Raw genomic sequence first — 13,095 nt, forward strand, 5'->3', positions numbered from 1 at the left:
GCCTCCTTTTCACGCTTTGAAGATCCAGCACTTGACCGTCGTCGGACGGCCTGGCGCCAGTGGGGTTTTGGCGTTCAATGCCGCACGTACCGCGCTGTGCACGGCCTTATTGGCATCGAGAAATTTGTGCGAACGGGATTCCTTGAGCAGGTCGCGCAACGTGGCCACGTCGGCCAGCTTCTGTTTGTGTTCGGCGGCACGTTCGCTGAATTCGTTGAGGTTGATCGCGATGACGTTCGGGTCGCTGCTGTGGTCGACCACCGGGTCTTCGCTGAGCGACTGGAGGTAGTCGTATACCTCCCAAAACTCGGCCACCGCCGGATGGTCGGAGCTGATCGAGGCCTGGCGCTCAATGGCCATGCGCACGATCTGGCGCTGGGTGGCGGCAACCTGGGGTTCGTCCAGTTTCAGGACCAGGCGCAGGGCATCGAGCAGCGACAGTAACTGCGCATGGTTTTTGCTGATCCGCTCGACGCGGATGTACCCACGCAGGTCGTATCCACAGCTGCTGCAGTTGCCTTGTTCGTTGGGATACTCCGTACCGCAGGCAAAGCAGTGGGTGTGCAGGCGGCGCAGCCTGGCTTCGTGTTCGGGCATGCGTTGGGCGAACAGCTCGAGCACAGCTGATTCCTTACCGACGGCCCGAATCAGGAAGTGGCTCAGCGTGCCGCCGTCCAGGGCGTTCAGCTTGTCCGCTGCAGCGCGGCTTTGCGGCGTCACTGTTGGCCGGATGAAATGCAGCTTGACGATTCGGGTCATGATCGCCTCATGGGCGACCACGGCGGCGTTCTGGCTGATGGCTATCGTCCCGCGAAACGGTGGTTCGTAGGTTTCGTTGCCGGCGGTCTTCACACCCTTGGTGGCCAGCGTGCCGCCGCCGTAGAAGTCTTTGAGCTCGTCCCATTCGAAGGTCTTGGCGTGGGCTCGATCATCGCCGTGGCGATCGGCTTCCAGAAACACCACCGGCATGCCCGACACCTGGCCCATCAACCGCGAGCGACCGGCTTTCGTCGACTTCATTGGGTCAAAGCCTTCGTAGCCTTCACGGCCGAGCAGTTTCCACAGCAGGTTGAGCAGGGTGGTCTTGCCGGCGCCGGCCTCGCCGGTGGCTTCCAGAAACGGAAACGACTGGTAGCGTGCGCGGATCTGCTCGCAGAACAACGAGCCGAAAAAGAACACCAGGGCCACCAGGCCTTGGGCACCGAAGCAGGTCCACAGCAACGGCAGCCAGGCTTCGTTGAAGTCCTTGCCATCGCGCTGCAGTTTGATCGGCACACCTTTTTGCAGGGTCTTCAGCCGCAGCTTGCCGAACTCGAAATAGTCCTCGCTGTTGACCTTGTAGGTCGTGCCGTCCTTGATCGCCAGGTCGCCGTAGACGTAGCAGGCGTATTCCTTGCTGTAGCCCACGTAGTCGATCGTCGACACGGTTTTGATGCCGAACAGTTGGTCCTTCATCAGCTTGTCCAGTTGCTGACCGCTGCCGGTGTACATGGCGCCGGCGGCCATGCCAAGCAGGCGTTTTTTGAATTCGCTGGCGGCTGAAAGCTGGCCGCTGGTGAAGGTGTTCTTTACGCTTTCGGAGTCGTGCGGGAAATCGACGCGCAGGTAATACCAGGACTCGTCCGTCACTTCGTTGCGCTGGAAATACAGGGCTTGCGGGTAGCAGTTGGCAATCTCGACCACGCTGCCCGATTGCTGCAGCGCTTTCTCGCGTTGCTGTGCTTGGTTGAGCAGTTGGTCGTCGTGGTTCTCGCTGTCCTCGATGTCCTGCATCGCCCGGTTGAATTTCTCCATGTCCAACTTGAACCAGTACAGACGACTGCCGAAGCCCAGGTGGAATTCACCGCGCTTGTTCCAGTCGTACATCAGCAACGCTTTTTCGGCCGCGCTTTCGGCCAGCAGCAGGGCGCCCAGGTGACGCGCCTGTTTCAGATCAGCCGCGATCTGGTCGGCGCGTTGGCTCTCGTCTTCGATGAAACTCCAGCGCTGATGCAGGTCGTTCCAGTCGGTCTTGCGGCCGTCACGCAGCGGGATCTGCGCCGCCTCACAGACGAACCCCAGCGCTCGCGCCTGCTTCGCCCAGCGTTTGGTGTAGGCGTGGGCGCCCGACTCGTTGTCGAGTGCCCAGACCAGCTTGGGCAACTTGCCGTCGCGGTCACGGGCGAGGGCTCGCAGTGATTCTTCAGGGAAGGCATTCGAGGACATGGCCGATACTGCGACGATGTCGTTGTGCACCAGTGCGATGGCGTCAAAGATGCCTTCAACAATCCAGACTTCTTTCGCTTCCAGTAGGTCCATGCAGGGCGGGCACCACCAGACGCCGCGATAGCTGTCCTTGGATTTGAAGCGCGCTTTCATCTTGCCGAAGCGGTGCGGCCGATCGATCAGGCGTTCCCACCAGCCGCCTTTCGCCAGTGCAAAGCGCACGGTGGCGCTGCCGGCGTCGTGGTCGGGGGAGTAAAAGCTTTCCTGGGTGAACCAGCCCTGGATCAGCTCGATGCGAAAGCCTCGGGCGAATTCCAGGTAGGCACGGGCGGTCGCGTTGGGGTGTTGGTCGGTGGCCGGCGCACGCTTGCTCCAGTCTTCGAACAGGTCTTCGTACAGCTCTTTCACATGTAGGGTGTGAGCGCATTTTTCAGGTCTGCCGCAGATAACCAACCACGGAGCATCAAAACGGGTGTACAGCGTTTTCTGACGGCACTTCGGGCAGGTGCCGCCGCGCATGTAGTCAGTGCTCGTCCGATGCTTGAGCCCGTAATCGGTTTTCAGGCGCTCGATCACGTCGCTGCGCAGTTGCTCTTTCATGGGGTTACTTCGCTTTCTTGAGGCAGTAGGAGAGGGCGCCAATCAGGTGTTTCTGAGCGGCCATCACGGGGCAGTGGGCGAGGATTGAGCCGTGGCGCAGGCCATCGGGAATCAGGCGGAATTGGTCTGCGTACCAGAGTTCGTTGAAGCTGAGACGGTACTGCTCGCGCAGGTTGGCCAAGAGCGCTTGAGCCTCTACAGGCGTCAGTTTTGCGTTGATATTCAGGGCGTTTTCCATCGTCAAACCTCAATTTCGGGCGCAGCTCACCCAAACCCACGGCAATGGGGATCGGGGATTTTTTGGTTAGGTGTTAGGAAGCGGTGATGCGAAAGCGCCCGTTATCGGGAGCAATGAGGATGCGTTCGTAGATCAGGCTGACCGGGATTGCCCAGGCGTTGCCGGTGGCGGTATCGAAAATCACGGTGTGCGTGGATGTGCTGTTGATAACATCCAGTCGCTGCCGATCGCTGACCGCTGACATTTCACTGTTGGCCAGATGCACCAGGCGTTCGGCGTGCTGCGGCGTGGCGTTGTAATCCGTTACAAGGTGCTGAACAGCCCGTTTGAACAGTTGCTGATCGTCGCCCAGGTGTTCGCACTGATGACGTTCAAGAAACGCAAAAGCCGCGGTTTTGAGCATGTCCTGATACTCCTGTACGGCAAGCAGATTGTTCATTGGTTTTTCCCTGGTTTGGCGCGGTACAGGTCGATAGCGGCCAGCACTTCAGCGTGACGTGCGGCCATGTGGAGGTTGTGAGCAGCAAGGATGTGTTCGGCTTCATCCATGCTGATAGAGCCGTCTTCCAATGCCTGGGCAATCGCCTGGTCAACGCAACCGCGCTTGGCCGATACCTGCACCGACCGGGCATACAGTTCGACGTTGTCCAGCTTCTCCGGGTCGGCAACGGCCACAAACAAACCGCCATACATTTGCGCCACGTAGTTCGGAAAGTGGTTAGTGCCGCTGGCTTGCTCCAGCATGTAAACCTGGACATCCGTCAGTGGACTGCAACCGGCATTCTCGTAGGCGTGGTTGTCGAACTTTTTGACTTTCATTCCCAAGTGATCGGCAGCGCCTTCGCGTCCCTCGGGAAAACTGCGAATGATCTCGCGCATTGCTTCCTTGCGCGTCTTTAGAACTGGGCTTTTCATCTTCTACTGTTCCCTGTTAATACAGATCGTTACTGTTCTATTACGCCGTCTTTTATACCCAGTAGAACGGCGGCGCGATGTGCCTCCCCACGGCGACAATGGCTCTGACCACTCAGCACCGCGTATACGGTGCTGGGATTCAGGTTGTTCAATTCAGCAAAGTTCTTCGCGGTCTGGCCTCGCTTCTCCAGCGCTTCACGCGCTTGTATGCGGGCTTGCTCGGTGATGGTTGTGTTGGGCATAGTGCAATTCCTTGCGTTTTCGTGTGATGACGAGCGCAGGATGTGGCAAAAAACTGCCATTGTAAATATCTGAGTGGAAAAAAATTGACCCTGTCCGAAGAGATTGGCGCCCGCTTGCGACAATTGCGTGCCCAGGCTGGGCTGACGCAAGATCAGCTAGCTGAAAAACTTGGTGTCTCAAAACGAACTCAAGGAAATTATGAATCTGGGGCGAGTGATGCCCCCGCGTCTTACCTAAGCCTCGCAGCAAGCGAGCTGGGCTTTGACGTTGCATTCATCGTCAATGGCATCCGTACCACGCTCCCGAATGAAGCGCTTTCAGAAGTAGAGGACTGCTTGATTGCTCAATACCGGAGCATTACTCCCGGTGACCAAGAGGCAATCCGCCGGTTTCTGAAAGCAATGGCTGACGACGCAGCCCGTCAGAAGACTTAACCCGTTACATAGCTTGTACGACAATGGTCGCCCCTACGTTCTAAAGTCGGTCCTCATCCCGTCAATGCCGATTCAGCCATGCACTTTATGGAGTAGTCAGCATGTTGGATCGCATCAAAAAAGAACCTCTTTGCTTGGGATTCGCCGAGTTCGAATGGCACACCCTGAGCAAAGCGGAACGCCGCCTCATAGTCCTTTACCGGTCATTGAGTGAAAAGGAGCAAGGTCAGCTTCGTCGGCTATCTGAAATTCTTGCCATCAATCCTGAAGAGTCAGCCAACAGCTGATGTCTTGATCGCCGACGTTTCGGTGTCGGCGATTGACCTGTCACGCAACTGCCTGCGCCCCGAGCTGCTCGAACAACTCCCGCTGTTTAGCCCTGGGCATTTCCCGAAGACGATCGAACAGCAATCGGTCGAAGGTCTGCGCTGATGGACTCAGCGTGTGGGAAAACGTCAAATGGGCCACCCATGTATGCCCGCACTGGACGTCCAGGCACTGGCAATAGAGCGTCACGAAATCTGGCGATTGCGGCTTGCTATCCCGGATTAATCCCTTGTTTCCACACTTGCATGTCACTCGCATATGTCCCTCCCCAGGGGCAGCTGATCGCCACCATATTGCCACATTTTGTAGTGGCATCCGCTACGCTTACTGTTTCATGCAGTGACATCCACTGCTTCTGTGGCAGGTTTCCAGCCAAACCGCCTGTCTTCGCGTAGCCGGTCGTTCAACTGATTGAATAACTGACAGATCGGTCGAATCTCGTTGCTGGTGTACACGCGATCGATCTTCTCGATGTCGCCGAAACCCCCGGTGTTTTCCGGGATGATGCCGGCCAGAGCGGGGTTCATACGCCAGGCCGCGATGACGTCGTTTCGTGTGATGTTTTTCACTTTCTCCAGCTCGTCTTTTGCCTGGAAGTCACCCACCGGGATGATCTGGATTGCGTTCTCTTTGCCGTTAGGGATGTTGACGAACATCGAGCGGAAGTTTCCCACACCCTTGCTCGCGCTGATCTGGGCGCGCAGCTCGTCTTCGTCCTCTTCAGTCAAGTCGGGGTCGTTGGTGTAGAAGATGTAACCGGCGTGCGCGCCGTTGCTGTAGTAGCGCCGGCGGAAGAGGGTTGCGGCCTCATTCAGCAGTAACGCCTGCAGGCCGCCCAGGTAGTCCGGGATCCCGTAAATGTTCTGTTCCACGTCGTAGTCCAGGACGTGGGAGATTTCGTGCGCCTCGAACTCCATTTCCTTGTTGTCGGGCAGCAGCATCACGAAGCCTCCGTCGACCTTCACGCGCATGTTGATCGCCGGCAGGTGCTGCAGCTCCAGCACCTGGCCGAACGCGTTGGTATCGTTGTAGAAGTACGCTTCGCCGAACACCATGTAGTCCAGCCCGGCACGGCCCATCGTCTCCGTGCTGCAGCCGGCCGAGGCGATGAACTCACGCAGCAACAGGTTGCGCTTGAACTTCGGAATGGCGCCGTGGTGCGCGTTGGCGCGCAGCAGCTTCGCCAGGCCAGCCCGCGATACTGGCGGCTTGTAGATCTTGCCGTCGTCGCTGGGAAACACGCCCACGTACTCGCCGATGTTGCCGGACAGCACCTGCTCCGGCTCCCCGAACGTAAACGAGCGCATTGGCTGTTGCTGTGGTTGGGCTACGTGGTGCTTTCTGCGTTTGCGGTTGGCCATGGCTGCTCTGGTTACTCGTGACGTAGCGGCTACGGCGCCGCTTGTTGGTGTTCAAAGGTTCGTTGGACAGTGCGTGCATCACCGCCCAGGCAATGTCGGCGTGACCGGTGGCTTCGGTTCGGGATGCGCTGTAGGTGATCTGGCCGCTGTTGGTGGCGCCGCGCTTGATGGTCAGGAATGCTTGGGCAATGTCCGTCCAGCCGGCGTCCCACTCGATGCGGCTACCTTGGATCGTGTCCTGGGCTTTCAACACCAAGGCATTTTTCGCTTCCAGGCTGTAGTGAATCGGCGTCGCCTTGGCATAGAAGTCGCGCACCAGGTCGAACACGCCGTAACCCACGCCGGTGACATCGATTCCGATGTGCTGCACGTTGAAGCGCTCGGTCAGCTTCTTGACCTGTGCGGCCTGGTGCGTGAACGAATGACCTCGCCAGCTGTGCTTTTCCAGAATCCGGAACTTCGCCCCGGGTTCGAGTGGCGGTGCGATGACCACGCAGGTGGCGTCGTCGCGTGTGCGGCTTGGGTCGTAGCCCAGCCAGACCGGGCTGTTGCCAAACGGCCGATCCAGATCCGGGTTGTAGTCCTCCCACAACGACAGATCCGAGTAGCAGCGCTCCAGATCCTTGAGACTGAACGCGCTTTGGGTGCTGTCGATGAACTTGCAGTAGAACAACTGCTGGAATTTGTCTTCGTCGTACTCCAGCTGCAGCTGCTCGAGGTCGAACAAATCGCAGCCGCCGGCGATCGCATCGTCCAGGGTGATCGTCTTGCGCCACTGGCCGTCCGGGCACAGCGCGCCCTGCGTGTAAGCCGCTTCGCTCGGCCACACGCCGCCGGCCTTTTTGCCGCGTTTGCTGTTGCGGAACTCTTCACCCGACCAGAACGGGTACGCCTGGTGCGACACGGCACTGGGCGTCGAGAAATAGGTTTTGCGCCATTTCTTGTGGGTGCCCATGGCGCTGGCGACGGTGCTAAGTTTTTCGAAGTCGCGGATCCAGAAATATTCGTCCACGTAGACATGGCCGTGATAGCCCTGGGCAGTACTGCTGTTGGTGCTGAGGAAACGTAGCTCGGCGCCGTTGCTCAAGGTGATCGGGTTGCCCGTAAGCTCGATGCCGAACCACTGCTGGGCGAATTGAATGATGTAGCTGCGGAAAATCTCGGACTGCGATCGGCTGGCCGACAGAAACACCTGGTTGTCACCGCTCAACACGGCGTCCATGAACGCTTCGCCGGCAAAGTAGTAGGTCAGGCCGACCTGACGGCTTTTCAGGATGTTCCGGACACGGCGGGTCAGCGGGTTCTGTTTCGCCTCGAACAGTTCTTTCTGGTAGTCGTACATTTTCGAGATGAACTTATCCAGGAAGTCCACTTCGGTCAGGCCGCTGATGTCGTTCTTTGCCTTCTTTTCGCGCTTCTTGCCGCCGCCCTCGCCACGCTCACGGCGTTGACCAGACTGACGCTCGCGAGGCTCGTCCGGACGATCTGTTGCCGCCGCCTGCGCAGGTTTGGCCGCAAGCTTTTTCAGTCGCTCAAGCAGGCTTGTCAGCCGCTCCAGCTCGTCCAGTTCGGCTTTCGTCAGCGGTTCGATCTTCTCCAGAATCAGGGTGATTCGTCGGTTGACGGCGCTCAACGGTTCTTCGTCCGTCAGCATCTCGTCCCAGCCGCCTTGGCGAATCCAGTAGTAGACGATGCGGATGTTAGGCAGCTTCAAATGCGCCTGGATTTCCTTCACCGAACAGCGGCGCAGGTAGAGGCGTTTTGCGGCTTCTTTGACTTCGGTCGGGTAGTTCATGGGCCGCAGTCTATGCGGCGAAAACGCCGGAAACGCGGGCTGAAATGCGGTGTTATTCGTAGAGTTTTCTTCTACGAATCGTGCCGAAGCAAAGCGTTTGTTTGGGGGATTTCGGCTCCCTATCGTGGCGGCTCATTCAACGATTGAGCGCAGTCACCACTCATGCCCCGTTCCCTTGTCTCCTACTGGAAACGTGTTGCCACCAGCGGTCCGACCGTCGATGGCCGCGAGATCCTTCCCCAGGAACTGCGCGACATCGCCGAGACCTACACGCCGACCCTGTACACCGCCGTTATCTGGTGTGAACACGAACGTTGGTTCGGTTCATTCGGCACCGTGTTCGCTGTGCGCCTCGTTGAGGACGCGGAAGACCTGGAGCCTGGCCAAGTTGCCCTTGAGGCCCAGTTGAAGCCCAACGACAAGTTGCTGCGCCTCAACGACGCCGGCGAAAAACTCTTCACCAGCATCGAGATCAGGCCGAATTTCCGGGGCCGTGGCAAAGCCTACATGACCGGCATCGCGGTCACTGACGAACCCGCCAGCGTCGGCACTCAGGAACTTTACTTTTCCAGCCGTACCAGCCGCGATTCGTATTACGCCGCCTCCCACGAACTTGGCTCTTTGAGCGAAACCGAGCCGCAGGGCGAGATCGGACGCCTCGCCGCCATGTTCACCCGCCTGTTCAAGCGTTTCGGCATTGAAGACACGCCCACCGAAACCACCCCGCAAACCCCAACCGAGAGCAAACCCCCAATGGATGAAGCTACCGCAACGGCCTTGAAAGCCCTGCTGGCCCAGTTGCTGGTCGTCGCTGCCGGCATTCAGGCCGTGATCGAGCCTGCAGCCGAAGACGCACCGGAACCCGATCAAGCCCCGATCGATGACGTCAGTGCGGCTGTGGACGAGATTGTCACCACTGCCGAAGAGGACCGCGAATTCAAACGCAATGGCGGCGGCAACAAGGCTGTGCTGGCAGCGCTGACCAGTCTGCAGAAGCAGTTCACCGAGCTGAAGAACACCTCCACCGGACGTCAGTTGCCGCGCAATTCCGGCCCGACTGACAAGTCCAAAGCGCGGGTGCTCTGACCATGGCCCGTTCCCTGAGCGCCTACGGCGCCAAGATGTACGCCGAAATGCAGCTGGCGATCGCCGAGACCTACGGTGTCGAGCTGGCCAGCAAGATGTTTTCCGTTGAACCGTCGATTGCCCAGGAGCTTAACGAGGCCATCACCGCGAAGTCGGACTTCTTGCAGCGCATCAACGTCCTGCCGGTTACCGAGATCAAGGGTGAAAAGATATTCCTTGGCGTGTCCGGCCCGGTAACTGGCCGTACCAACACCAAGACAACTGACCGCGAGGCGAAGGATGCTTCGGCGCTGGATAACAGCACCTACGAGCTGTCGTCGACGGAATCGGACGTGGGCATGCCCTACGCGAAGATTGATGCCTGGGCCAAGTTCCCTGACTTCCACCAGAAGTACTCCGCCGCTGTGCAGAAACAGATCGCCCTGGATCGCATCATGGTCGGTTTCCACGGTGTGAAAGCAGCAGAGCAGACGGACATTGAAGCCTATCCGATGCTGCAGGACGTGAACAAAGGCTGGCTGCAGCAGTTGCGTGAGCAGGCGCCGCAGCAGGTGCTCAAGGAAGGCAATACACCTGGCAAGGTCACCATCGGCCCGAGCGGTGATTACGCCAACCTGGATGCCCTGGTACATGACACCAAGCAGATGGTGGACGAGCGTCTGCGCGACGGCGGCGACCTGGTGGCAATTATCGGTTCCGATCTGTTGGCCGCTGACAAGGGCAAGCTTTACGCCAAGCAGGGTGACACGCCGACCGAAAAAGAGCGCATCGAGGACGCCCAAATCATCGCCACCTACGGCGGTCTGCCGAGCTTTAGCGTGCCGTTCTTCCCGGTCAACGGCGTGCTGGTCACCAGCTGGGACAACCTGTCGATTTACTTCCAGGACTCCAGCTGGCGCAAGCAAACCGTGGACAACCCGAAACGTTCCCGCGTCGAGGATTACAACAGCCGCAACGAGGGCTACGTGATCGAGCAGCTGGAAAAGATCGCGCTGACCGAAAACGTGGAGCTGGTGAAGTGAGCCTGGCCCTTGCCCACAAGCGCCGCATTTTGGCTCAGGGAACTGCTGCAGTAATCGCTGCTGCAGCGGCACCGCTGGCGTATTCGCCGGCGGAAGCCCTGAGCAGCCCAGCCAATGCCAAAAAGCATCTGCAGCTGCAGGAAGCGGCAATGGCTCAAGACCTGGAGCGCCTGAGCGCGATCAAGGGGCTGGCCGGGCGCCAGGCGCTCAAGCGTGAGGAACTGTTGCCCAAGTACCAGGACTTCATTCAGCGCTATATGGATTCGGGCCTGGTGATGCCGAACCCCGTCCTGGTGCAGGTGATGGTCTGGCTGTTCGATACCGAGCAGTTCGAAGACGGTCTGGTGCTGGCGGGCTTTGCAATCGAGCAGGGCCAGCAGATGCCGGAGCGCTTCAAACGGCGCGACGTGCAGACCTTCGTTGCAGACGCGGTGATCGACTGGGCCTACGGCGAATACAACGCCCAGCGCAGCCCGGAGCCTTACCTGTCGAACCTGCTGCCGCTCGTCGACGGTGAATGGGATCTGATCGAGCAAATCCCGAGCAAGTACCACAAATTGATCGGCATGCGCGCCATGGAGGCCGAGCAGTGGGAAACCGCGCTTGAGCACCTGGAACGCTCCACCGAGCTATACGCCAAAGCCGGCAACGAAACGCGAATTGCGAAATGCCGCAAGGCAATCGCCAAACAAGCACCCGCCACCAACGGCGCCCAATAACCGACTACCCCCCCAGCGGGGAACTGTGGACGTGTGTCTGCCATTTATGGACAGCCCCACGAAAAACAGTCTCCCCGCCCTAATTCGAGCGGTCAGCAATGAGCTTTTCCGGGAAACCCACCACCATCGTGGAACTGGCGATCGAGAACGACGGCTTCTGGCCGAACCTCTCCGTGGCCGAGTTTCAGAAGGGCTATCGCCTGCCGGCGGAGTTCCTGGGCGACCTGCTGACCGACGCTTTGTTTATCGCAATGGCCGAGGTCAACGACGACCTGGACAAGCTCAAAACCAGCTGGCTGGCAGCGGGCATCGTCGCCGTAGAAACAGCCAATCCGATGCTGCTGCCCGAGCGTGCATTCAAAGCCAAGCTGTACAAGCGCGCCGTGTATTGCCGCGCAAAGGCCAGCGCCCTGCAGCAGTTCCCCACCGTGACCCGCCGCGAGAGCGCCGAGAACACCGGCAAGGAAGCGCCGGAGCGTGAAGACACGTTTCTGGCATTCAGCCAACAGGCAGTGCGCGCCCTGCAGGGCCGTGGCCGCATCACGGCCAAATTGCTATGAAGATCGCGTACCTGGAAATCTCACCACGCCTGACCGGGAAAACTACCCGTCTGTGCGTCTTGGCCCAGGGCGTTTTAGCCCAGGGTAAAACCGTCATTTTCGTCTGCGTCCAATCAGCTGTGCCCTATGTGACGAGTCTATTACCGGGAGCTGTGATTCTTGTTGACGGCTGTCCTGTGCCTGATGACGTGTCACTCACCGACGCGGTCTGGTTCTACGACGAGTTTGATTGGTTGAAGACTACGGTTGTTCGCGAGGGGGCCTATTACGCATCCACTGCAGCCCGCCTTCGGGCTCTCGACGTCGACACCCCGGAAAGTGATCTGCTTTTGCGTCTGATCCAGGCCTACGGCAACCGCCATGAGCGCCACCTGTGGCTCTTCGATGTGGTGGATTCTGTACGCCAACATCGGCCAACGATGTCTCCGGCCTGTTTCCGAATGAGCATGCTTGGGGAGTACCTGGCTTGACCAAGCTGCAGGCGTTGACCGCCTACCTACTGGAACGCCGCCTGGTCGAGCCTGAACAGCTCGACAGCTGGACGGAGCAGGTCAAGCTGTCGCTGATCTGGAAACCTGACGTCGACGGCATGCACTTTGCCGATATGCACTATCGCGCCGTGATCGTCCTAGAGCGATTCGCGGCCCATCCCGCTCGCATGATGGCCCTGGTGGGCAGTTGGCTGGAGACTCACGACGCCGATCGCGACCGCCACGAACTGCCGGCGCCGGAATTCGCCGTGGAGCCCCTGGACAGCGATCTGTTCGACGTGGAAGTCACGCTGGAATTCGTCGAGCCGCAGTATCTCTCCGAAGAACCGGACGGCGAGATCCAAGCCTTTGGCAAGACCTGGGCGTTCATCCCGTTTGACCTGTGGGTTGCTGAGCGCGGCGAGGTGGCCACCAGTGGCGGGGCGTAGCACGTTCGAACTCGATGTCCGGGGACGCCTGGGCGTGCGTGAGCAACTGGCCTTGCTGGCTTTGCCGCCGCAATTGCGCCGGCGTTTGCTGAACCAGGTGACCAAGCGCGTGCGGACGATGAGCCGCAAGCGTCAGCGCGCCCAGCAGAACGTGGACGGTTCGGCGTTCGCCCCGCGCCAGGGCGAGAGCAAGGGCAAAAAGAAGATGGAAGCCGGCCTGGCCAAGCTGATGGTGGTCACCCGCGTGACCGCTGACGAAGCAGAACTGGGCTGGAAAAACGCTCTGACCCGATGGATCGCTGCCCAGCAGCACTACGGCGTCAGCGAGCGCCGCACCGCCGCGCAGATGCGCCGCTGGAACAAAACTCCGCCTGGCCCCGCGGCCACCGAGAAACAGGCCAAACGTCTGCGCCGGTTGGGTTTTCGCGTGCGCCAAGCCGGCAAAAAGAGCCTGACCAGGCCGTCGGTGGCGTGGATTCAAGAGCATGTGAATTACGCCAAGGCCGGTTTGCTGATTCGCATCCTGGACGACCAGCGCAGCGAGTCGTCGGGCGCGCAGAGCTGGGAAATCACTTTGCCGAAACGCCAGTTCATCGGCGCCGAAACCGAACGCGACACCGACCTGCTGATTAGCCAGGTGTTGCAACAAATCCTAACTTCACCCCGCTAAC

17 protein-coding genes are annotated in these 13,095 nt (G+C 59.4%); 9 read left to right on the top strand and 8 right to left on the bottom strand.

What is annotated here, in order from left to right:
- Window positions 1-9 precede the first annotated feature (9 nt).
- The 5 genes from AB1J88_RS02375 to AB1J88_RS02395 all read right to left on the bottom strand — a co-directional run bounded on the left by AB1J88_RS02375 (window position 10) and on the right by AB1J88_RS02395 (window position 4,200).
- On the bottom strand, window positions 10-2,805 hold the full coding sequence (locus AB1J88_RS02375; RefSeq protein WP_430290093.1) for a toprim domain-containing protein: 2,796 nt from the start codon (window positions 2,803-2,805) through the stop codon (window positions 10-12).
- Between the two features lie 4 nt (window positions 2,806-2,809).
- On the bottom strand, window positions 2,810-3,043 hold the full coding sequence (locus AB1J88_RS02380) for a hypothetical protein (RefSeq protein WP_064381040.1): 234 nt from the start codon (window positions 3,041-3,043) through the stop codon (window positions 2,810-2,812).
- A gap of 73 nt (window positions 3,044-3,116) precedes the next feature.
- Entirely contained in the window at window positions 3,117-3,482 is a 366-nt protein-coding gene (locus tag AB1J88_RS02385; protein WP_085654362.1) for a hypothetical protein, read from the bottom strand.
- Window positions 3,479-3,958, bottom strand: a complete 480-nt coding sequence (locus tag AB1J88_RS02390) for a YmfL family putative regulatory protein (RefSeq protein WP_236181536.1) — start codon at window positions 3,956-3,958, stop codon at window positions 3,479-3,481. Before AB1J88_RS02390 ends, AB1J88_RS02385 begins: the two co-directional genes overlap by 4 nt.
- 29 nt (window positions 3,959-3,987) lie before the next feature.
- The gene (locus AB1J88_RS02395) at window positions 3,988-4,200 is read right to left on the bottom strand and encodes a DNA-binding protein (RefSeq protein ID WP_064381033.1); all 213 of its coding nucleotides are present in this window, start codon (window positions 4,198-4,200) and stop codon (window positions 3,988-3,990) included.
- 84 nt (window positions 4,201-4,284) lie between these two features.
- Between AB1J88_RS02395 and AB1J88_RS02400 the strand changes: the two genes are divergently transcribed.
- Window positions 4,285-4,635 (top strand): helix-turn-helix domain-containing protein, encoded by a 351-nt coding sequence (locus AB1J88_RS02400; RefSeq protein WP_236181535.1) that lies wholly within the window; start codon window positions 4,285-4,287, stop codon window positions 4,633-4,635.
- A gap of 101 nt (window positions 4,636-4,736) precedes the next feature.
- Window positions 4,737-4,922, top strand: coding sequence for a hypothetical protein (locus AB1J88_RS02405; protein ID WP_430290094.1), 186 nt, complete (start codon window positions 4,737-4,739; stop codon window positions 4,920-4,922).
- 40 nt (window positions 4,923-4,962) lie between these two features.
- Here AB1J88_RS02405 and AB1J88_RS02410 read toward each other — a convergent pair whose 3' ends face one another.
- The 3 genes from AB1J88_RS02410 to AB1J88_RS02420 all read right to left on the bottom strand — a co-directional run bounded on the left by AB1J88_RS02410 (window position 4,963) and on the right by AB1J88_RS02420 (window position 8,118).
- Window positions 4,963-5,220: an ogr/Delta-like zinc finger family protein gene (locus tag AB1J88_RS02410; RefSeq protein ID WP_081794887.1), complete on the bottom strand. Its 258-nt coding sequence runs from the start codon at window positions 5,218-5,220 to the stop codon at window positions 4,963-4,965.
- 74 nt (window positions 5,221-5,294) lie between these two features.
- Window positions 5,295-6,179 carry a phage portal protein gene (locus AB1J88_RS02415; RefSeq protein WP_430292652.1) on the bottom strand — a complete coding sequence of 295 codons (885 nt, stop codon included), beginning with the start codon at window positions 6,177-6,179 and terminating at the stop codon, window positions 5,295-5,297.
- The gene (locus AB1J88_RS02420) at window positions 6,076-8,118 is read right to left on the bottom strand and encodes a terminase large subunit domain-containing protein (RefSeq protein WP_430290096.1); all 2,043 of its coding nucleotides are present in this window, start codon (window positions 8,116-8,118) and stop codon (window positions 6,076-6,078) included. The genes AB1J88_RS02415 and AB1J88_RS02420 overlap by 104 nt, the downstream gene beginning before the upstream one ends.
- Window positions 8,119-8,280: 162 nt before the next feature.
- On the opposite strand from AB1J88_RS02420, the gene AB1J88_RS02425 reads away from it, so the two are divergent.
- The 7 genes from AB1J88_RS02425 to AB1J88_RS02455 all read left to right on the top strand — a co-directional run bounded on the left by AB1J88_RS02425 (window position 8,281) and on the right by AB1J88_RS02455 (window position 13,094).
- On the top strand, window positions 8,281-9,204 hold the full coding sequence (locus tag AB1J88_RS02425) for a GPO family capsid scaffolding protein (protein ID WP_430290097.1): 924 nt from the start codon (window positions 8,281-8,283) through the stop codon (window positions 9,202-9,204).
- Between the two features lie 2 nt (window positions 9,205-9,206).
- Window positions 9,207-10,226 (top strand): phage major capsid protein, P2 family, encoded by a 1,020-nt coding sequence (locus AB1J88_RS02430; protein WP_430290098.1) that lies wholly within the window; start codon window positions 9,207-9,209, stop codon window positions 10,224-10,226.
- Entirely contained in the window at window positions 10,223-10,945 is a 723-nt protein-coding gene (gene gpM / locus AB1J88_RS02435; RefSeq protein ID WP_430290099.1) for a phage terminase small subunit, read from the top strand. Before AB1J88_RS02430 ends, gpM begins: the two co-directional genes overlap by 4 nt.
- A gap of 98 nt (window positions 10,946-11,043) precedes the next feature.
- Window positions 11,044-11,505, top strand: coding sequence for a head completion/stabilization protein (locus AB1J88_RS02440; protein WP_430290100.1), 462 nt, complete (start codon window positions 11,044-11,046; stop codon window positions 11,503-11,505).
- Entirely contained in the window at window positions 11,502-11,975 is a 474-nt protein-coding gene (locus tag AB1J88_RS02445; RefSeq protein WP_430290101.1) for a hypothetical protein, read from the top strand. The genes AB1J88_RS02440 and AB1J88_RS02445 overlap by 4 nt, the downstream gene beginning before the upstream one ends.
- A complete protein-coding gene (locus tag AB1J88_RS02450; RefSeq protein ID WP_430290102.1) occupies window positions 11,972-12,424 on the top strand; it encodes a phage tail protein in 453 nt (150 codons plus the stop codon). The genes AB1J88_RS02445 and AB1J88_RS02450 overlap by 4 nt, the downstream gene beginning before the upstream one ends.
- On the top strand, window positions 12,411-13,094 hold the full coding sequence (locus AB1J88_RS02455; protein WP_430290103.1) for a virion morphogenesis protein: 684 nt from the start codon (window positions 12,411-12,413) through the stop codon (window positions 13,092-13,094). The genes AB1J88_RS02450 and AB1J88_RS02455 overlap by 14 nt, the downstream gene beginning before the upstream one ends.
- Window position 13,095 lies beyond the last annotated feature (1 nt).

The organism is Pseudomonas sp. S8, assembly GCF_050473925.1.
Classification (GTDB): Bacteria; Pseudomonadota; Gammaproteobacteria; order Pseudomonadales; family Pseudomonadaceae; genus Aquipseudomonas; species Aquipseudomonas parakoreensis.